This is a genomic window from bacterium (assembly GCA_035308905.1).
Taxonomy (GTDB): Bacteria; Sysuimicrobiota; Sysuimicrobiia; order Sysuimicrobiales; family Segetimicrobiaceae; genus DASSJF01.
This window is the reverse complement of the sequence record DATGFS010000022.1, coordinates 37,658-56,496: the sequence shown is the minus strand read 5'-3', so window position 1 is coordinate 56,496 and position 18,839 is coordinate 37,658. Positions and strand designations below refer to the sequence as shown.

Below are 18,839 nucleotides of genomic sequence, written 5' to 3'. Positions count from 1 at the left end.
CCGCAGCGTTCTGAACCCTGTGCTACACTGAGAAGCCACCCTCCGAACAGCGGAAAGGGATGATGAGATGAGACGAGATCAGCGACAAACCGGCAGCGCCCGCACCGCGAAGCCGACCAAGATGGAATTGGTCTGGGCGACCCGCAAGCGCGTGCCCGCGGGCCCGTTTCCGTGGGACCCGTCCATGCCGGACACCCGGAAGCTTTCCAAGCGGGAGCAGCGGCGGTCGTTCGAGTTTATCGCGCCGAAGGCCTAGCGCCTTTCCGGGCCATCATCGCGTCGGCGAGCGGGCACGGCGTGTTGCGGATGGCCACGCTCACGAGCGAGGCCTTTCCCGACTCGCGGGCCCGCCGGATCGCCGGCGCGACGCCGGCCGCTTCCTCAACGTGCTCGCCATACCCGCCTAACGCATCCACCATCTTGTCGTAGCGCGCCGGCCGCAGCTCCGTCCCGACCGCCCGGCCGTAATACGCCAGCTGAAAGTTACGGTCGATCCCCCACAGGGCGTCGTGGCCCATCACCGCGGTGAAGGCCGCCCCGTGCCGGACCGCCGTGTCGTACTCGATGCCGTAGAATCCGAACGATCCGTCGCCAATGAGGAGCAGGACGTCCGCCTCCGGCCGCGCGAGCTTCGCCGCGATCGCGTAGGGGATGCCGCAGCCCAATTGTCCGAGCGGCCCGAGCCGCAGCCACCCGCCGGGGTTCCGGGCTTTGAGGTAGCTGCGGCCCCACCCCGCGAAGTCACCGCCGTCGACGACGAGCACGGTGTTGTCGTTCGTGACCGCGTCGACGTCGCGCAGCACCCTCATCGCGTGAAGCGGCGCCTCGTCCGTGCCGAGCGCTTCGAAGCGGCGGCGCTGGGCGTCCCGCGTCTTCGCGAGCTGCTGCCGCCAAGCCGCGGCGCTGTTCCACCGTCCTCCGGCCGCGGCGGCGGTCATCTGCTCCACGATCGCGCCGAGATCGCCGGCGATCCCCACGTGCACGCCGCGGTTCCGCCCGATCTCCGCGGGCGAGGGATCGGCCTGAATCAGCTTGGCGGCCGGATGAAAGAACGGGGGCATCCCGTAGCGGTACCGGTGGTCGAGGCGCTTGCCCAGCAGCAGAACGGCGTCCGCTTCGCGGAAATGCCTCGCGGCCTCGTTGAGGGCCGGATCCGCGTAGCCGAAGCACAGCGGGTGATCGTCCGAGAGGAGGCCGCGCGCCTGGTCGACGGTGAAGCACGGCAGGCCCGTCTCTTCGATGAACTCGGTAAGGCTCCGCCGCGAGACGGACGGCCGCGCGGCGTTCGCGGCGATGACGACCGGCCGCTCCGCGCCGCGCAGGATCGCGACCGCGTCCCCAACGAGGGCCGGGTCGCCCTGGGCGCGGCCGGCGTGACGGTATTCCCGTGGCGAGTATTTCGGCAGGTCCGCGTCGGTGATCGGCTCTTCCTGGATGTCGATCGGGATCGTGAGATGCACCGGCCCCCGGTGCCCCTCGAGCGCGGTGCGGAACGCGGTCGCGACCATGTCGGGGATGCGGCGCCGGTCCAGCACCATCCAGGAGCCCTTGGTCGCGGGCGCGGCGAGCCCGACCTGATCGATCTCCTGGAACCCGTACATCCCGCGCTCGGCGAGTTCCCCGCACCCGGCCAGGAGAATGACCGGACTCTCGCTGGCATGGATCGGGGGCAGCGCCGAGATCGCGTTGGCGAAGCCGGGGCCGCCGGTCACGAGCGCCACTGCCGGCTCGCCGGTCACCCTCGTCCACGCGTCCGCCATATGCAGCGCCGCCGCCTCATGGCGCGTGTCCACGAGCTCCAACCCTTCGTCCACCGCGGCGTCGCAGAGCGGCAGAATGGTATCGCCGACGATCGTGAACAGCCGCCGGACGCCTTCGAGTTTGAGGCAACGGAGCGCGAGGTGCGCTCCCCGCAGGGTCATGTCGTCTGTCCTCCCGAGCCCGACGCGGTCGATGAGGGATTCACTCCCGGCGAGCGACGCCCCTGGGCGGACGCGAAGTCTAGCCCTGATCGTATGCCCGCTGCAGGGCCGCGATATCGATTTTGCTCATCTGCAGCATGGCCTGCATGGCCCGCTGCGACTTCGCCGGATCCTTGCCTCCGAGCAGGCTGCCTATTGCCGTGGGCACGATCTGCCAGGACAGTCCGAACTTGTCTTTCAGCCACCCGCACTGGCTGGTGCGGCCGCCCTCGGACAGCTTCTCCCAAAAGTAATCGACTTCGTCCTGGGTCTCACAGTTCACGACGAACGAGACGGCTTCCGTGAATTTGAACTGCGGACCGCCGTTCAGCGCCAAGAAGTCCTGTCCCTCGAGCTGAAATTGCGCCACCATCACCCGTCCCTTCGGTCCGGGCCCCGCGTCTCCGTAGCGGCTGACGTTTCCCAGTTTCGAGTTCTTGAAGACGGACGTATAAAAGCGCGCGGCCTCTTCGGCCTGATCGTCGAACCACAGGAACGGCGTGATCTTCTGCATCTCAACTCCCTCCACACGATTTGTGTCGACGAATAGTCGTTCGGCGGCGCGGGGAATCGACACCGCCGCGCCCTCAATTATGAATGCGCTATGAATGTGCGCGAGATACCCTCGAGTTTCGCCGGGGTAAAAAATATCGTTGAAGGCCACCAAAAACCACTAGAGGAGGTGACTCCATCATGGTGGCTGGCACTCGATATCCCAAGCACGTGATTGTACGCGGCGCGGCATTGGCGCTCATCGCGGCGGCTTTCATCGCAATGAGCGGGCTTCCCGCTCAGGCCCAGGTTGTCTATTACTACACGTATCCGCCGGCCCCGGTGTACCAGACGTCCTGCTCGACGGTCTCGCTCGGGGTGTTGTCGTATATGTCGTGCACGAACCCGCCGGCGACGGTGTATAGTCCGGCTCCGGCGGCGCCGGTGTACTACGGCTATCCCTACAACAACTACTACTACCCGCCCGACAACACCATTTACTATTCGCGTCCGTATTACTACTACTACGGACCGTAGCGCCGCGCGGCGACGCGGTAGAGTCTAAATTACGCCATCGCGAGGGTGCGGCGACCCTGCCGCACCCTCGCTCTATACCACGCGCGATAGCGTTAGGGGAGATCGAGGATCTCAACCCAGTTGGGATTCTCGCCCATCGGGTAGCGGTGCCGTGGCGCAAGGGCGCCGGTGTCCGGATCGATCGCGTAGCACGTCATCTGGTTCGATGCCTGCCCCACCGCGAGGAGATACCGTCCCCGCGGATCGACGTTGAAGCCCCGCGGCTTGTCCTCGGTCGGAACGTTGCCCGCCGGCGCGAGCGCGCCGGTTTCGGCGGCGATCCTGAAACCAGAGAGGGTGTTCGACGCCCGCTCGGAGGCATAGAGACGGCGGCCGTCCGGCGTTATGTGAATATCCGCGGCCGCGAAGGGCGCGCCGCCCCGATGGCCGGACGGCAGCAGGCTCCATGCGCCGATCGGCCCGAGCGTCCCCGCCGCTTCATCGAGGCGGTAGGCTGCCACCGTCGCGTCGAGCTCGTTCGTGCAGTACGCGAACCGGCGATTCGGATGGAACACAAGATGGCGCGGTCCGGCCTTCGGTGCTGCCTCCGCGGCGCGCGGTGCGCTGGGCGTGAGGCGTCCCGTCGTGGAGTCGAACGTGTACTGCAAAATCACGTCACCGCCGAGGCACGGGACGAAGAGGTGGCTGTTCGACGGGTCGGTCATGATCGAGTGGGGGTGCCGGTCCGTCGCGAGGATCTGCAGCGGCGCGGCCCCCACCAACCCGTCGCGGCCGATGGGGTTGACCGAGATTTTATCGCCCGAGTACGACGCGCCGAAGAGGAACCGCCCCGTCCGGTCGACGGCCAGATACGCCATGTTGTCCGGCAGCGGTGCGGTCGCGAGCAGACTCAGCGCGCCGGTCGCCGGATCGATCCTGAGGGTCGCGGCCGAGAACGGTTCCGAACGGAGGCAGGCGTAGAGGAACCGCCGGTCCGGACTGATCGCGAGCGGCATGACCACGCCCGGGACCGGCGCCCGCTGAATCACGTCCACCGCGCCGGTCGCGTTGTCGAGGTGCGCGACAAAGATTTCGCGGCTGTCGGCATTGGCGACGTACACAACCGTGGGCATCTCTGCTTCCGTCCGGGCTAGCGGCGTTCCGCCGCGCCGGCAGCACCGCCCCGCGAAGACGGGGTCCACGCGCGCCGGAGGAATCCGCACCAGTTGCCGTGCATGATCGCCGCGACGTCATCGGCGCTGTACCCACGGCCGGCGAGCAGGCCCGCGATTTTCTGCAGATCCGCGATGGTGTCCAGGTCGTGCGCGAACCCTTCGCGGCCCACCCCACCGTCCAGGTCGCTGCCGATACCGGCGTGGCGCGCGTTCCCCGCGATCTCGCAGATGCGGTCGATGTGCGGCACGACGTCCGCGAGGCTCACGCCCTCGTTGCTGTCGCCGTTCCGCCAACCGGGCTTGAGCTGCCAGCAGCCGGGGACGATGCCGATGACCCCGCCGCGCTCGACGACGGCGCGGATCTGCTCATCGGTGAGCTGCCGCTGGTGGGGGTTGAGCGCCCGGCAGTTGTTGTGGCTTGCGTGCACCGGGCCGTCATACTTCGAAAGCGCCTCCCAGAACGCGCGGTCCGAGAAGTGCGAGACGTCGAGCGCGATCCCGAGGCGCGCCATCTCGGCCAGCAGCGCGGGGCCGAGATCGGTCAATCCGTCTTCGCAGCCCGTGCCGCCCGCGTACCTGCCCGGGCCGAAGTGCGCCGGGCCGAGAAGGCGGAGGCCGCCGTTCCACCACTCGCCGAGCGTCGCCGGCTCGAGGACCGGGTCCGCACTCTCCATCGTGATGACCGCGCCGAGCGGCGGAGTCGCGCCGTCTTCGTCGCCGGGACGCCGGGTGTCCCAGTCGCGCCATTCGGCCATGTGCGCGTCGAGCTGCGCCGCGTCGCGCACGATGCGGAGGTGTCCCTGGCGCTCCAGGGCGTGGTAGTAGGCGAGGTGGCCCTTCGCGATTCCGTGCGCCTGCGCGGGCGTCGGGTAGTCGATATGCGGCTCCGGGCGGCCGGTGGAGCGCGCGAGTACGGTGGTAATGCACAGCGCGACCCTGCCGCGGCGCATCTCCGGGAACCCGACCGTGCCCTGCGCGCGTCCCGGGCCCCGCATCGACCGCTCCAGCACGCGGACCGTGTACGCCGACTCCAGCAGGTCGCGATTGCCCTGGAGCGCGTTAAGCGCCAGGTCCAGGTGGCTGTCGACGATGAGCATGGATCTTCATCCCCTTCCGCCCAAGGTGCGTACGTCAGTCTACGCGGTCGAGGCGGCCGCGCCTTTCGGCGCAGCGCGTCCCCGCGCCAGATCGCGGCCGCAGATGTAGCCCCAGGTCAGGCAGGGTCCGATCGTACTGCCGGCGCCGACCGCTTTCGACCCGATCGGGTTGGCCATGGCCACGCCCGCGCAGTAGAGGCCTTCGATGACGCTGCCGTCCTCGCGGAGAACTTGCCCGCGCTCGTTGGTGCGCGGGCCGCCTTTGGTGGCCAGGATGGCACGGTCGTACGGCGCGGCGTAGAACGGCGGGATCCTGATCGTGCCGAGCGCGCCGTTCCCGCCCGTTTCCGGACCGGGGTCCGGCGCGTTGAATTTCTCCCAGGCGGTCTCGCCGCGGTGGAAGTCTTCGTCCCGGCCGGTGCGGGCGAACCGGTTGAATCGCTCGACCGTCTCCGTGAGCACGTCCGGATTGCAGTTAATCGTGCCTGCGAGCTCCGCCACGCTCCGGGCCTTGCGGAGCCATCCGCGATCCATCCGGCCGAGCAGCATGACCGTCGGATTCTTTCGCGCGAATTGCGTGTCGAAGATTCGCCACGCCGGCAGATGGACCGGCAGCCCGGTAGCCGGGTCCCGCTCGTCGATGACCACACCGAGATTGGGTCTGCCTTCATTTAAGAAGCGCCGGCCCGCGCGGTCCACGAGGATGCAGTGCGGTGCGTAGACGTCGGTGATTGGGACCGCGTGCCGGTGGCCCTCGTACCTGATCGGCAGGACGCAGTAGATGAGCGCCTGGTCCATCCGGTCGAGTTTGGCGCCCGCCGCCACCGCCATCCGCTGGCCGTCGCCCGTGTTCGTCCGCGGGCTGCCGATCAGGCCGACCTCCCCGGGGAAGTAGCGCGCCCGGAGGTCCGGGTCCCATTCGAACCCGCCCGTGGCCAGCACAACGCCCCGGCTCGCCTTCACGGTGAGCGGCCGGCCGCGGCGGACCGCCTCGACCCCGGCGACACGCTCCCACGGGCCCTCACCGCCGTCCGTCACCAGGCGGTGCGCGCGGGCCTCGGCGATGATCTCGACACCGTGATCGAGGCAGCCTTTGACGAGTCCGGTCACCAGCGCGTTCCCCATGCCGACGCGGCGGGTGAGCCACCGGTACATGAGCGTCGGCGCCATCCGTAGCAGCGTCCCAACGGGCCGGGACAATACGGGTCCCACCACCATCTCGCGGTACGTGAAGAGTTGCCCCACCGTAAACGGCCGAATGCGGTCGCGCCACGGCCCGAGGATGTTGCGGCTGATCGGCCGAGGCGAGAGCATCCGGCCGTGCGCCCTGCCTCCCGGCGCCTCCGCGTACGGATCGGGATGATGCACGAGCTCGAATTCGAGCGGCGTATGGGTTTCGATAAAGGTGAGCACCTCGGCTGCGGCCCCGGCGAACGCCCGCCAGAGGGACTCTTCCACGTCTCGCCAGCCCTCCGGGGCGACGGCGCGGAGATACATGAGGACCTCGTCTTCCGAGTCCGCCAGACCCGCGGCGAGCATATGTCGGTTCGCCGGGATCCACGTGCCGGCCCCCGACATGGCGGTCGTCCCGCCGAGCACGGGCGCTTTCTCGAGCACGAGCGCGCGGGCGCCTCCAGCCGCGGCGGCGAGGGCGGCGGACAGGCCCGCCGCGCCGGACCCCACGACCACGACGTCGGCCTCCCGGTCCCAATCTTGTCGCGCGCCGGTCATGCCGGTTGTCCCGGTTACTTGGCGATGCCGCAGGCGTGATCCTGAAGCTCTTCGCCGCTCGCATCGTCTCCCGCGGTTGGATTCGTGTGGTCGTCAAGAATAATGAACCCGGGGAGACCGCCGGAGAAGGTCGCCCCCACGACGACGAGCGTGTGGTGTCCCATGTCCTGCCGGGCGCCCGCCACGCCGTCGGCCAGCAGCGTGAAGGGGTTGACGTGGTCGAGGTCCGCGCCAGCCACCTTCATGGCCAGGTACGCGTGCCCGGCGAGCGGAGCACCGAGGGGCGCCCAGCGGCCGCCGATCGACGCCTCCCATTGTTTGAGAGCAGCGTGGATATCACCGCGGACGCAGTCGATATGGATGTGAAGCTGATTCTGCGACCGGCCGGAGACCGAATTGATGGCCAGCGAGACGTCGTCGCGGGGCAGCGCCTTGCGCAGCGCGCCGTCGACATACGTGCGTGACCGCCATGCATAGGCGAAGTAGTTGGGCGCACCCGGCGCAAGAAGCGCGGGGCTCTCGATGCCGATGACGCGCGCGGTCGGGATGAGCAGAAACTGGGTCGCGCCGACCAAGTCCTTCAGCACCACGTAGCCGTGCTGTTCTCCGCGGCTCAGGTCCACGAGCCGGCACGGCGCGGGGTTGCCCTGCTGCTGCTCGTTCGGGACGCACTTGGTGTGCACGATCGTCCACAGCGCGTTGGGATCCGCGAATGCCGTCGCGGCGACGATTAGACCGATGCCGGCGCAAACCACCAATGCGGCCGCGGCCGTTCGAGACCGGAACCTCGCGATGGCGCCGCATACCATGGTCCTGCCATTTTCGCGGGATGGAGCGGCACTCCTCGCGCGATCCGCGGCTCGCAGCAGTGCCGGCGCGGCCGTTCGGTCGAGGAAATCGGCCACCGCGCCGCCGAAGGGGCAGGCGCCCTGAGTCCGAGAGGGGAGAGGCCGCTGTGGTCAAGGTCGAGGAGATCGTCCGGCAGGTAGACGCCAAGCGCGATACGTTTGTTGCGCTGGCGGACGAAATCTGGCGGCTCGCCGAGATTCGATTCAAAGAGCATCAGTCTGCCGCCGCGCACGCCGCCGCCTTGGAGGAAGAGGGCTTTCGCGTGACCCGCACCCTCGCCGGCATGGATACCGCCTTTGTCGCGGAGTCGGGCGCGGGCGGTCCGGTGATCGGATTCCTCGGCGAATACGACGGGTTGGCCGGGCTGAGCCAGGACGCCGGGGTGGCGCAGCCCCGGACGCCGTCGCCCGGCGCGGTCGGCCACGGCTGCGGCCACAACCTGCTCGGCGCGGGGGCGGCGCTCGCCGCGGTCGCGCTGCGGAACTACTTGATGGCCACCGGCGTCAAGGGCACGGTCCGCTTTTACGGCTGTCCGGCGGAGGAAGGCGGCTCCGGCAAGACGTTCATGGCGCGCGCCGGCGCCTTCGACGACCTGGATGCCGCGGTCTCCTGGCATCCCGGGTGCTTCGCCGGCGTGATGTCGCGGAGCTCACTGGCCAACTTCCAGGTGTACTGGCGGTTCACCGGGCGCGCCTCCCACGCCGCCGGAGCGCCGCACCTCGGACGCAGCGCGCTCGACGCCGTGGAACTGATGAACATCGGCGTGAACTTTCTGCGCGAGCACATGCCGTCCAGCGCGCGCGTCCACTACTCGATCACCGACGCGGGCGGCGTGTCGCCGAACGTCGTACAGCCGCGGGCCGAGGTGCTGTACCTGATTCGCGCGCCGGAAGTCGGCCAGGCCCGGAAGCTGTTCGACCGCGTGCGCAAGATCGGCGACGGCGCGGCCTTGATGACGGAGACGGCCGTCGAATTCGAGATCGACAAGGCCTGCTCCAACATCGTTCCCAACATGACGCTGGCGGAAGCGATGCACGCGAACCTGACCCGCATCGGGCCGGTGCCGTTCGACGCGCGGGACGCCGCCTTTGCCGAGCAGATCCGGGAGACGCTGACCCCGGACGACGTCGCGCACAGCATCGAGATGTATGGAACGCCGGAAGCCGCGTCCGCCGTGCTGTACGGCGCGCCGGTGCCGCTCGACCCCACGCCGCGCCTCATCGGCGGCTCGACCGACGTCGGCGACGTCAGCTGGATCGTCCCGACGGTGCAGATGTGGGGCGCCTGTTTTGCGGTCGGGACGCCGGGCCACTCCTGGCAGCTCGTGGCGCAGGGCATGACGCCGGCCGCCCACAAGGGCATGGTCCACGCCGCGAAGGTGATGGCGGCCACGGCGCTGGACGCGATCCGCGACCCGGAGCTGCTGTGGCGCGCCAAAGCCGAGCTTAGGGAGCGGGTCGGCGGCGACGGTTACGTGTGCCCGATTCCGGACGAGGTAGTGCCCCCACCGCTGCGCGGGGAGCCGCGGTAGCGGTGATCGGACCCATGGCCGGCCCGCGGCGCTCTCCGGCGTCCCTCCGAGAGCCCGTGTGGGTGAGCGCCGCGTAGAGCCCGTCGAACAGGGCGACCCCATGCGCTTCGCGCTCGGCGTCTGCGCGCGACGTCCAGCCGCGGAGGACCGCGTCGATCCCCGGCACCTCGGGGCGGACATACCGGCCGTCGCGCAGGTCGATCTCGTGCACGATCTCCGCGATCGCGTCCACCGCGGGATCGTTCAGCCCGAAGGCTCTGACCATCGTCTCAAACGTGCAGAGATTCCCGTGGTGGCTAAACGGGCCCCGGCTCATGTCAAAGGCGACTTCGTCGGCGAGCGGCGCCTCGGAATAGTGGATCACGGCGCGGGGATTGATGAAGCGCCGGATCAGCCAGGCACACGCCAGCCGGTCGACGTGCGGGCTGGGCCGCGTCACCCAATGTCTGTTCCGGTAGGCTGAGAGCGCCGCGGGCGCCACGGGCGGCTCATCCGGCCGCGCGGGCGAGAGCTTCTCCTCGAGCGCGGCCAGCCGTGAGCCGGCCTGCGCTCCCGCCGGAGAGTCGAAGAAGTCGGTCCGCGCGATCTCCCCGTGCTCCCGCCTGAGTTTGGCCAGCAGCTCCCGCGCCTGGGCGGCATCCCTGGGATCGCGTTTGCGCGAGCCGGCGAGGGTTTTCTCCAAAGCCGCGGCCCGGGCGTCGAGCGCAGCATAGTCTTGCTTCCGCGCCTCCTGGAATAGCGCGATCAGCTGGGTATCGCTCAGTCCCTGGAACCGCTCGACGCGCATGAGCAGCGCTTCTCCTTTCGCCTGCTCGACCTCCTGAGCGAGCCACTGGAACGCCTCCACGCACTCGTCGCGGGCGGGCAGGACGTGCACGCCGCCCTTGGGAGATACGGCGCCCAAGGCCCGCATGCGGCGCCATACCGCGACCCGCGGGCTCGACCGCCCGGCGGACGGGAGGGAGTAGGAGAGAACGATCCACGCCATTTGACGTTGACAAACGTAGCATATGTTGCTAGTATCTGCAACACATATTACCAGAACAAGATCGACCGGCCCGAGACAGCGGAGGTGTCAGGCAATGAAGTGGGTCACCCGCAAGAACGCGAACGTGGACCGGATCGCGTGTCCATGGCTCATCCGAACGTTCGTCGACAAGGATCCCGTGTTCATCTACGTGTCGGCGGAAGACGTGCAGGCCGCGGCCGAGCGGGAGAAGGCCATTCCCTACGACGTGAAGGGCGTCGAGTTGGGCCACGTGGACGGCCGGTGCAGCTTCGAATCGATCATGGTCAAGTACAATCTCACCGACCCTGCCCTGCAGAAGCTGGCCAAGATTGTCCATGGAGCGGATGTCGCCGCGGACGTTAACATCGTGCCGGAGGCGGCGGGGCTCAAGGCGATCGCCCACGGCTTCGCGCTGTTGCATGGAGACGACGACCACGAAAAGGTTCGGCTGGAGACGCCCCTCTACGACGCCTTGTACGCGTGGTGCCAACAGCAGGTCGCCGACGGCGCGGACAGGCGGTGACGCTGGTCCCGGCCCGGTCAATAGAACTGCCGGCCCATCCCGCGGGCGGCGGCTTTGATCACGGCGACGTATGTCTCCGGTCTGGACGGGTGTTCGTCGCGCACACCGCGATCGGGACCGTGGAAGTCATCGACGGCGAGCGCGGCGTCCACAGCGGCACGATTCCGGACTGCCCGGAAGCAAGCGGCGTGGTGTGCGGTCAGGAGGAAGGGCTCGTCTTCGCGGCGGCGCGCGGCGCCGGCAAGGTTCTTCTCATCGCGGCGGCGTCAGGCGGCGTAGTCAAGGCCATCGCAGTGGGGCCGAAGCCGAACGGCCTGGCCTGGGGTTCGCGCCGAAAGCGGCTCCTGGTTGCCGACGTCCAAGATCTTCGCGCCAGGCTCGTGGACCCATACGCGGGCGCGGTCGTCAGCGACACGGAGTTGCCTGGGAGACCGCGCTGGTGCGTCTACGACGCCGGCGCCGATCGGTTTCTCGTCAATATCCGGGAACCGGCATGCGTGGCCGTTCTGACCGCGGACACGGCGGCGCCGCTGGGCGCGTGGCCGGTATCTTCGGCCGGCCCTCACGGACTCGACCTTGATTCGGAACGCGGCCGGGCGTTTGTCGCCTGCGACGGCGGCAAGGTGCTCGCGATCGACCTGAAGATGGGACGCGAACTGGCCGGCGTGGCGATCGCCGGGGTACCCGACGCGATTTGGTACAACGCCGATCGATCACGCGTGTACGTTGCCATTGGACAACCCGGAGTCCTCGACGTCATCGATACGCAAGACATGCGGCTCGCGGAGGAGCTTCCAACGGAACGCGGCGCGCACACCACCGCCTTTGACCGCGTCCGGCAGCTCCTCTATGTGTTTCTCCCGAACAGCTGCCGCGCGGCGGTATACGAGGAGAAGTAGCCCCATCGCGAGGAGCGGTGAATGAGCCGAAGAGAAACTGATCGCCGGGTGCCGTTGCAGGATCTCGTCTCATACTATCTGCGTCTCGGCACCATCGGCTTCGGCGGTCCCGTCGCCCTCGTCGGGCAGATGGAGAAAGAACTCGTTCAGGAACGCCGGTGGCTCACGAGAGAAGAATTCCGCGAGGGCCTGGCGGTGTGCCAGTCCCTGCCGGGCCCCCTCGCGATTCAAGTCGGTATCTTCATTTCCTACATTCGCGGCGGGTTCTGGGGCGCGTGCGCCGGAGGCTGGGCCTTCATTCTCCCCAACTTCCTCTTCGTGGCGGCGTTGGGCGCGCTGTACGTTCACTTTGGCGACCTCCCGCCGATCAAAGCGATCTTCTACGGGGTGAGCCCGGCCGTGATCGCGCTTATCCTTTATTCATCTTACCGGCTGGCCAAGCTGGGCATGGAGGACCGGCTGCAGTGGGCGACCGCCGCGGGATGCTTCATCGTCACGGTCGCCGTGCAGGCGGAGGTCGCGCTTCTGTTCATCATCTCCGGGGCGATCGGGATTGCGTATTATGGGACGCTGTTTCGAAGACGGGCACGGGCCGCCACCCTCCCGCTGCTGGCCGCCCTGCCCGCAAAAGCGGGCGCCGTGGCCGCACCAACGGGATCCCTCCTCGGCCAGTTGCTCGTGTTCTTCCTGAAGGCCGGGAGCCTCACGTTCGGCAGCGGGCTCGTGATCGTGCCGTTTCTCGAGAAGGGGCTGGTCCAGCAGACCGGCTGGCTCAACGGCCGGCAGTTCCTCATTGCCGTGGCGATGGGCATGCTGAGCCCCGGGCCGGTCGTTATCACAGCGACGTTCGTCGGGTATCTAGTGGCGGGGTTTTGGGGATCCGTCGTGTCCACCATCGGGATTTTCTTGCCATCGTTTCTCCTGGTGCTGATCGTCGCCCCGATTCTTATCCGCCATCGGGACAATCCGAACATCCAGGGCTTCGTGAAAGGCGCGTACGCAGCGGCGATTGGGACAATCGTAGGCGCGGGGGTGCTCTTGGCGAGAATCGCCGTCGGGGATTGGTTCACCGCGCTCATCGGCGCGGCGAGTCTCGTCGCGCTTGTCCGCTGGAAGGTGAGTAATCCGCTCCTGGTGGCGCTCACCGCCCTCATTGGGCTGATTGGGTTCGAGGTGCTCAAGCCCACGTGGGTTTTCGTGAAATAGGGAGGAGCTGAGCAAGATGGCGTCTGCCCGATCGATCGTCTTCGTGTGCCTGCACGGCGCGGCCAAGAGCGTGATCGCCGCGACCTATCTGAATCGTCTCTCCACGAAGCGTGGCTTACAACTGCGCGCGGCCGCGGCCGGGATCGAACCGGAGTCCGAAGTGCCGCCTCACGTCTGCGAGGGGCTTCTGTCCGACGGCCTTGATGTCAGACGCTATCGTCCTCGACGGGTAACGCCCGAGGAATTGACGGCCGCATGGCGGGTGGTGTCGTTCGGATGCGACGTCGGGGAGATTGCGTCTTCGAGTCTTGAGGTCGAGCGCTGGGATGACGTGCCGTTGGTCAGCGAGGGGTTCGCGGCGGCCCGCGACGCCATCGTCGCACGCGTGCATAGGTTGCTGGACGGATACGAATGCGAGGGGCGGCCGGCATCGCGACAGTGACAGGAGAGGAGTGGTGGCGGCCGCTGCCGCGGGGGTTCTCAACGGATGCCCTGCGGGTGCTCGCCGGCCGGAGCGTGCGGGCCTTCGCGGACGGGTTTGTCTCCTTGCTGCTGCCGATCTACCTCCTGCGGCTCGGCTTCACCCCGCTGGCCATCGGTGCCATCATCACCAGCACGCTGCTGGGGTCGGCTTTGCTTACCCTCGCGTTGGGGCTGATCGCGCACCGGTATTCCCGACGACGGATGCTGTATGCCGCCTGCCTGTTGATGGCGGCGACGGGTGCGGGCTTTGCGCTGACGCACCAATACTGGCTGATCCTTGTCATCGCATTTATCGGCACCCTGAACCCGTCGGCCGGCGATGTGAGCGTTTTCCTGCCGCTCGAACACACCGTGCTGGCCGAGACGGTCGACCCGAGGCGGCGTACCGCGCTGTTTGCCCGCTACAGTCTGGCCGGGACGCTCATGGCGGGGATCGGGACGCTGGCCGCGTCGCTCCCCGACTTCGCGGCGGCACATTTCGGCGTCAGCCCGCTCGCCGCGGTACAGTCGACGTTCTGGGTCTATGGCGCGCTCGGTCTGGCGGCGCTCCTGCTTTATCGCCCGTTGTCGGCGGCCGTCGAAGCCCCGCCCGTGGCCGCGGCCGCTCGGTCCGCGCTGGGACAATCAAAACACATCGTCTACAGTCTCGCGGCGCTGTTCAGCATCGATGCGTTCGGGGGCGGATTCTTCGTCCAATCGCTGCTCGCGCTCTGGCTCTTCCAGGCGTTTCATCTCTCGGTCGCGACGGCCTCGTCGATCCTCTTCTGGAGCAGCGTGTGCGCCGCCGTGTCCTTTCTTGTGGCCGTGCCGGTGTCCGAGCGGATCGGCCTGATCAACACGATGGTGTTCACCCACCTGCCGTCCAACATCTTCTTGATCCTGGTCCCGTTTGCGCCGAACCTCGCCACCGCGATCGGCCTGCTGCTGGCTCGGAACGCGCTGTCGCAGATGGATGTGCCCACCCGGACCTCTTATGTCATGGCGGTGGTCACACCCGGGGAGCGGCCCGCCGCGGCGAGCATCACGGCCGTTCCCCGCAGCCTCGCCAGCGCCGCGAGCCCGATCCTCGCCGGGTACCTGCTGACCCTCTCGACGTTTGGGTGGCCGCTGATCATCGGCGGGGCACTGAAGGCGGTATACGACATCTTACTGCTGGTCAAGTTCCGGGGAGTGCGCGCGGCGGAGGAGAGTGGCGTAGCACGCGCAGTTCCATGACCCCGTCTCGTTCCGGAGTTATTGAGGGAGGAGAATCGCCTCAAAACCATCTCTTCGGAGCCGGTTCGCGAGCTGCTCTGCGTCCGACCGGTCGAAGGTACCCTTGATCCACACCCGATGCGGTGGTCCTGTCCGGGCATCAACCAGAGTCGCGGGATAGTCGTGAGAACGCAGCTGATGCATGAGATCTTCGGCATATTCGCGGACGTTAAACGCGCCGGCTTGAACGTGGTAGCCGGGGGATTGCTCGGGGCGAGGCGCGGAGATCCCCAGTGCGGCTGAATCGACGCCCGCGGCCGGCGGGGGTCCGTCCTGCGATACGGTGGACAGTGGTGGCGTAGATCGGGCCGCCTCCCGGCCTGCAGCGGGAAGGAGTGAGGCGGGGGGAGGGGTTCCACCGGCAGCCGGATGGGCCGCAGCCTGTCCGCGCGGCCCCCACGGGACATGAAGCGACATGCGGCTTGAGGGTTCCAACAGTTGAGCGATGAGATAGGCGGACGTTATGGCGGCAAGCAGCAGCGGGATGAGGGCCCGTAACCTGATCCGTTTCGTTGGTGTGGGTGGAGGTGGAGCCGACGGGCCCGCCCTCAATGCTTCACCGGCGAGCCATATCTGGCGAAACTCGACCATGAGCTTGAGCATCGCGTCTTCTTGATGTCCGGGATCCCGTGGCTCAACCATTTGACCGCCCGGCGAGCATGCCTCGGATAAGAGCATCAGATCGAATCGACGTAGATGTTCCAAGGGACCAAACGATATCCTCCACATATTGCGTTGTCGCGGATTGAAGGTGTAGGAAAATCCGGCAAAAATTGCACAGAATTACGCGGAGCCTCCGCGGTTCAAGGAGTTCGCCGCGGATCCGCCAACATCACGGCAGCGCGTTCATGACTTCTCAATCAAAGGGTGCTGCCATGGCGTGGTTCGCCAAGAAGGAGCCGGTTAACCCGGACAGTGAGGTTCAAACAACAGCGGAGGCTCTTCCGCTGCGGGAGCAAGCCATCCGGGATCTCATGCGGTTCTTTCAGGAACGGGGCACGTCCGTTCCGGATGCGGTTCGCTATAGCGCGTTGTTTGTGGGGTTCGCTGTCGCGAATCTGATGTCGGTCAAGGGCGTGGCGGAGTCCGACTTAGAGGCGCAGCAATTGATGAAACTGGCCCGCGATGCCATCGACGAGGGCATTGGGGCGGTTCGTGCCGCCCGCGACTCTGAGATCGGACGGACACTTAGCGAACACAGATACATATAGAAGCCAGCCCAACAGGACAGCCTAGAGGATCTCCGCCTCCGTGAGGATACGCCGGAGGATCTCCCGCTGCTCAGCCGAGAGCGGCTGGAGCGGGCTGCGTGGGTTGCCTCCGAACAAGCCCACCATCTCCATCGCCGCCTTTAGCCCGGGCACGCCGAAACGGGCGGTCACCGCCGTGTTCGGCGAGATCAAGCGAAGTTGGAGCTCCTTAGCGTCGATGTGCTTTCCCTGCGTGGCGAGGTTCAGCAGATCACAACACTGCTGGGGCGCGATGTTGGCCAGCGCCAAGACGCCGCCCACAGCCCCGAGACACAACGCGGGATAGAGGAAGCCCGCGGAGCCGGCCAGCACCTGGAACCCAGGCCGGCTGTTTCTGATGATCTCCCCCAGCTTGGCCAGGTTCCCGCCGCTGTCCTTCACCCCTGCGATGTTGGGGTGCGCGGACAGCGTGACGATCAGGTCCGCCGACATATCCACCATCGTGTTGGCGGGCATGTTGTAGATGCTCACCGGTATCGACGATGCGTCAGCCACTCGGCGGTAGTAGTCGGTGAGGGCCGCGTTGTCCATCTTGGATTTGTAGTAGCTCGGGCTGATCAGTAGGGCGATGTCGGCGCCGAGGGCGGCGGCCTTCTTGACCAGAGCGATCGTGCTGTGCGTCGACTCGCACCCGCAGCCCGCCATGAACAGCTTCCCCGGCGGGATGAGCTTCCGTGCAGCCTCGAAGTAGGTCAACTTCTCCGCGTCGCTGAGATACGGCATCTCGCCGTTCGTTCCCAACACCGCGTACCCGGCCAGCGGAAACGTGTTCCATTTCCGGAAGTTGGACGCCAGCGCCTCGAGATTTACCTCGCCTGCCGTGTCGAACGGCGTCGGAATCGGGGGGAAGATGCCCGCCATTGAAACCGCCTGCTGCGTCATAAGCGCCTCCAGGGAACTGCCCACCAACATGATAAGGGTGGAGCGAATTGGCGAACCATCGGGTCCAAGCCGTAATTTACCGATCCCACCCACATCTCATTCTCGCAAAGCCACCTCGTCAAAGTAGTCGGCTCGATTCCGTTTATCGAACGGGTCCGATATCATCTTGATCGCCGGTGGTGGCGTGACCCGGAGTTCTTCCAGGAGGACCGCGCGCGCCGTTTCCGTCAGGCCGTTGGCGCAGAAACCCGCGTACGCGAGGTTCCCCTCGCGATTGTACTGGCCGAGGATCAGAGTGCTGGAGCCGCGTATGGCGGTTTCCCCGCTACGCGATTGGCGCTCCGCAGGCCCCGCAGAACTTCTGACCTGGTGCCGCTTCGGCGCCGCACTGCGAGCACACCGCGCGGGCGGGTGCAGCCGCCGCTCCACATGAGCCACAGAACTTCTGGCCGGGCGTCAGGACGGCGCCGCATTGGGAGCACAAAGCGGTGGCAGTCGGCGGAACAATACCCGATTGTGCAGCCGGGGCGGCTGCGGCTCTCGGATGCACACCGCGGACGCTCAAAATCCGCGCCCCCGGAAGCGTCTGACCGCGGCGCAGCGCAAGACCCATGACCGCGGCCACTAGAACCAAAACACCAATCCACTTGGCAAGGGTGGCGACCACGCTCGTTGCGGGCCGGTCCTTGCCAGCGAGGATCGCCGCCTGCGAACTGGACATGAACTGCTTGACGAACGGATTGCCTGGAAACAACGCGTCGACCTGCTGGAAGATCGCGAAGGCGGCCCGGTAATGGCTTTGACCGTAATCCCCCAACGCCTGCGCATAGAGTTCGGAGGTCTTACTCGACCGCGGGTCCGCACCGGCGCGCTTCAGAAATTCCTTGATGATGGTCGTCGGGACAATGAAGTTTGTCCCCGCTGCGTCGCTCGCGCCAAACGTCGCGATACCGACAACCTGACCCTGGGTATTGAGTACCGGGCCTCCGCTGTTGCCATGGTGGACCGTCGCATCCGTCTGCAGCGCGGTCCACCCGCCGCTCATTTCCGCTCGACGGCTCAGGATGCCCGCGGTCAGCGTGGGTTCCACCTGGCTGGCACTCGAGAGAATTGGGAGGAACGTGGCATCCCCAGGGTATCCGATCACGAGCAGTGGATCAGACACGTTGAGTTGTGTCTCGTCCCCCATCGGGAGCGTGGGTAGGTATTGCCGCCCCTCGATCTTCAGAATTGCGACGTCCTTGCCCGGCGTGACCGCGCCCTTGGCGGCAACCTCCGCCGCGGCGCCGCGCTGGCCGACGACAACGCCCGGCACCGCCGCCCCCATTTCTACAGCGACCGCTGTGCCGACGTTTTCGATGCGCATATATTTCAGAACGTACTGGGTGTCGGCGTTCTGCAAGTCTTTCATGGTTTGGGTGGACAACTGGTAGCCGAGGAGTTGAGTCAAACTCTGCGTGTCTTCTGCAAGGAACTGCGCAACGAACTGCGTCGCCGTCTGAGTGACAGCCTGTTTGAGGTCGTCCGATGATGGTGTGACGACGTGGGCATTGGTGACGATGTAGCCGTCCGGCGTCACAAAGAACCCCGACCCCATTACCTGCATCTGCACCCGCTTGCGGACAAACCGGTCGCTCGGTTCAACGTAGGCCAGCGGATCATTCAGCAACAGCCGGACCACTGCTGCCTTGGCCGCCTCCTGAGTTTGGGCGATCTGGCCCGCCTGCATCATCTGACGCACCTGCTGCACGAGCAGTTGGGACTTTGCGGAAGAAATCTGACCATGTGGCACGGCTACTTGGACGTTGATCGTATTCAGAACCATGACGGAGGCGAGTTTCGCCATTTCGTAGATTTCGTTCGCAGACGGCTTACTCGCGCTCCATGCGGCGGTCGTCCCGATGCAAGCGACCGCGAGCATCCAGACCAGCGATAAGGCCGCGATTCCTCTCCCCAGTCGTGTCACCTAACCCACCCCCCG

Annotated in this window: 18 protein-coding genes; 9 read left to right on the top strand and 9 right to left on the bottom strand. The window is 66.8% G+C overall.

Translation table 11 applies throughout. The features are described 5' to 3' along the window. Nucleotides 1-67 precede the first annotated feature (67 nt). Entirely contained in the window at nt 68-256 is a 189-nt protein-coding gene (locus tag VKT83_05640) for a hypothetical protein (protein ID HLY21931.1), read from the top strand. On the opposite strand, the gene VKT83_05635 is transcribed toward VKT83_05640, so the two are convergent. Further along, nucleotides 237-1,922, bottom strand: coding sequence for a thiamine pyrophosphate-binding protein (locus VKT83_05635; protein HLY21930.1), 1,686 nt, complete (start codon nt 1,920-1,922; stop codon nt 237-239). The two genes, VKT83_05640 and VKT83_05635, sit on opposite strands and share 20 nt — an antisense overlap. Before the next feature lie 79 nt (nt 1,923-2,001). Next, the gene (locus VKT83_05630) at nt 2,002-2,475 is read right to left on the bottom strand and encodes a VOC family protein (GenBank protein ID HLY21929.1); all 474 of its coding nucleotides are present in this window, start codon (nt 2,473-2,475) and stop codon (nt 2,002-2,004) included. Between the two features lie 179 nt (nt 2,476-2,654). Between VKT83_05630 and VKT83_05625 the strand changes: the two genes are divergently transcribed. Continuing rightward, complete coding sequence (locus VKT83_05625) at nt 2,655-2,990, top strand: hypothetical protein (GenBank protein ID HLY21928.1); 336 nt, start codon at nt 2,655-2,657, stop codon at nt 2,988-2,990. A 92-nt stretch (nt 2,991-3,082) separates the two neighbouring features. Here the strand turns inward: VKT83_05625 and VKT83_05620 are convergent, their stop codons facing one another. From VKT83_05620 to VKT83_05605, 4 genes are read right to left on the bottom strand one after another with little or no spacing between them, the layout of a single operon-like run. Continuing rightward, nucleotides 3,083-4,102 (bottom strand): beta-propeller fold lactonase family protein, encoded by a 1,020-nt coding sequence (locus VKT83_05620; GenBank protein ID HLY21927.1) that lies wholly within the window; start codon nt 4,100-4,102, stop codon nt 3,083-3,085. 17 nt (nt 4,103-4,119) lie between these two features. Beyond that, nucleotides 4,120-5,241 carry a membrane dipeptidase gene (locus VKT83_05615; protein ID HLY21926.1) on the bottom strand — a complete coding sequence of 374 codons (1,122 nt, stop codon included), beginning with the start codon at nt 5,239-5,241 and terminating at the stop codon, nt 4,120-4,122. A 39-nt stretch (nt 5,242-5,280) separates the two neighbouring features. Beyond that, nucleotides 5,281-6,972, bottom strand: a complete 1,692-nt coding sequence (locus VKT83_05610) for an FAD-dependent oxidoreductase (GenBank protein ID HLY21925.1) — start codon at nt 6,970-6,972, stop codon at nt 5,281-5,283. A gap of 14 nt (nt 6,973-6,986) precedes the next feature. After that, nucleotides 6,987-7,727 carry a CDP-diacylglycerol diphosphatase gene (locus VKT83_05605; GenBank protein HLY21924.1) on the bottom strand — a complete coding sequence of 247 codons (741 nt, stop codon included), beginning with the start codon at nt 7,725-7,727 and terminating at the stop codon, nt 6,987-6,989. Nucleotides 7,728-7,927: 200 nt separating this feature from the next. On the opposite strand from VKT83_05605, the gene VKT83_05600 reads away from it, so the two are divergent. Then, a complete protein-coding gene (locus VKT83_05600; GenBank protein HLY21923.1) occupies nt 7,928-9,352 on the top strand; it encodes a M20 family metallopeptidase in 1,425 nt (474 codons plus the stop codon). Here VKT83_05600 and VKT83_05595 read toward each other — a convergent pair. After that, a complete protein-coding gene (locus tag VKT83_05595) occupies nt 9,267-10,340 on the bottom strand; it encodes a chromate resistance protein ChrB domain-containing protein (GenBank protein ID HLY21922.1) in 1,074 nt (357 codons plus the stop codon). The two genes, VKT83_05600 and VKT83_05595, sit on opposite strands and share 86 nt — an antisense overlap. 94 nt (nt 10,341-10,434) lie before the next feature. Here VKT83_05595 and VKT83_05590 point away from each other — a divergent pair, with 94 nt between their 5' ends. The 6 genes from VKT83_05590 (at nt 10,435) to VKT83_05565 (ending at nt 15,937) form a co-directional block, all read left to right on the top strand. Beyond that, nucleotides 10,435-10,884 carry a chromate resistance protein ChrB domain-containing protein gene (locus VKT83_05590; protein ID HLY21921.1) on the top strand — a complete coding sequence of 150 codons (450 nt, stop codon included), beginning with the start codon at nt 10,435-10,437 and terminating at the stop codon, nt 10,882-10,884. Next, nucleotides 10,881-11,783 carry a hypothetical protein gene (locus tag VKT83_05585; GenBank protein ID HLY21920.1) on the top strand — a complete coding sequence of 301 codons (903 nt, stop codon included), beginning with the start codon at nt 10,881-10,883 and terminating at the stop codon, nt 11,781-11,783. Before VKT83_05590 ends, VKT83_05585 begins: the two co-directional genes overlap by 4 nt. 21 nt (nt 11,784-11,804) lie before the next feature. Beyond that, nucleotides 11,805-12,989 carry a chromate efflux transporter gene (chrA, locus tag VKT83_05580; GenBank protein ID HLY21919.1) on the top strand — a complete coding sequence of 395 codons (1,185 nt, stop codon included), beginning with the start codon at nt 11,805-11,807 and terminating at the stop codon, nt 12,987-12,989. Between the two features lie 16 nt (nt 12,990-13,005). After that, nucleotides 13,006-13,431: a hypothetical protein gene (locus tag VKT83_05575; protein ID HLY21918.1), complete on the top strand. Its 426-nt coding sequence runs from the start codon at nt 13,006-13,008 to the stop codon at nt 13,429-13,431. Further along, nucleotides 13,401-14,687, top strand: a complete 1,287-nt coding sequence (locus VKT83_05570; GenBank protein ID HLY21917.1) for an MFS transporter — start codon at nt 13,401-13,403, stop codon at nt 14,685-14,687. Before VKT83_05575 ends, VKT83_05570 begins: the two co-directional genes overlap by 31 nt. 914 nt (nt 14,688-15,601) lie before the next feature. After that, nucleotides 15,602-15,937, top strand: a complete 336-nt coding sequence (locus VKT83_05565) for a hypothetical protein (protein HLY21916.1) — start codon at nt 15,602-15,604, stop codon at nt 15,935-15,937. A 21-nt stretch (nt 15,938-15,958) separates the two neighbouring features. On the opposite strand, the gene VKT83_05560 is transcribed toward VKT83_05565, so the two are convergent. After that, the gene (locus VKT83_05560) at nt 15,959-16,858 is read right to left on the bottom strand and encodes a dihydrodipicolinate synthase family protein (GenBank protein ID HLY21915.1); all 900 of its coding nucleotides are present in this window, start codon (nt 16,856-16,858) and stop codon (nt 15,959-15,961) included. Nucleotides 16,859-17,183: 325 nt separating this feature from the next. Further along, nucleotides 17,184-18,824, bottom strand: coding sequence for a trypsin-like peptidase domain-containing protein (locus tag VKT83_05555; GenBank protein HLY21914.1), 1,641 nt, complete (start codon nt 18,822-18,824; stop codon nt 17,184-17,186). Nucleotides 18,825-18,839: the final 15 nt, after the last annotated feature.

Bases quoted from the DNA above. Each gene is read 5' to 3' on its own strand.
- VKT83_05620 (HLY21927.1), bottom strand. From the start codon at position 4,102: ATGCCCACGGTTGTGTACGTCGCCAATGCCGACAGCCGCGAAATCTTT.
- VKT83_05635 (HLY21930.1), bottom strand. From the start codon at position 1,922: ATGACCCTGCGGGGAGCGCACCTCGCGCTCCGTTGCCTCAAACTCGAA.
- VKT83_05595 (HLY21922.1), bottom strand. From the start codon at position 10,340: ATGGCGTGGATCGTTCTCTCCTACTCCCTCCCGTCCGCCGGGCGGTCG.
- VKT83_05590 (HLY21921.1), top strand. From the start codon at position 10,435: ATGAAGTGGGTCACCCGCAAGAACGCGAACGTGGACCGGATCGCGTGT.
- VKT83_05565 (HLY21916.1), top strand. From the start codon at position 15,602: ATGGCGTGGTTCGCCAAGAAGGAGCCGGTTAACCCGGACAGTGAGGTT.
- VKT83_05560 (HLY21915.1), bottom strand. From the start codon at position 16,858: ATGACGCAGCAGGCGGTTTCAATGGCGGGCATCTTCCCCCCGATTCCG.
- VKT83_05570 (HLY21917.1), top strand. From the start codon at position 13,401: ATGCGAGGGGCGGCCGGCATCGCGACAGTGACAGGAGAGGAGTGGTGG.
- VKT83_05615 (HLY21926.1), bottom strand. From the start codon at position 5,241: ATGCTCATCGTCGACAGCCACCTGGACCTGGCGCTTAACGCGCTCCAG.
- VKT83_05630 (HLY21929.1), bottom strand. From the start codon at position 2,475: ATGCAGAAGATCACGCCGTTCCTGTGGTTCGACGATCAGGCCGAAGAG.
- VKT83_05575 (HLY21918.1), top strand. From the start codon at position 13,006: ATGGCGTCTGCCCGATCGATCGTCTTCGTGTGCCTGCACGGCGCGGCC.
- VKT83_05625 (HLY21928.1), top strand. From the start codon at position 2,655: ATGGTGGCTGGCACTCGATATCCCAAGCACGTGATTGTACGCGGCGCG.
- VKT83_05610 (HLY21925.1), bottom strand. From the start codon at position 6,972: ATGACCGGCGCGCGACAAGATTGGGACCGGGAGGCCGACGTCGTGGTC.
- VKT83_05640 (HLY21931.1), top strand. From the start codon at position 68: ATGAGACGAGATCAGCGACAAACCGGCAGCGCCCGCACCGCGAAGCCG.
- chrA (HLY21919.1), top strand. From the start codon at position 11,805: ATGAGCCGAAGAGAAACTGATCGCCGGGTGCCGTTGCAGGATCTCGTC.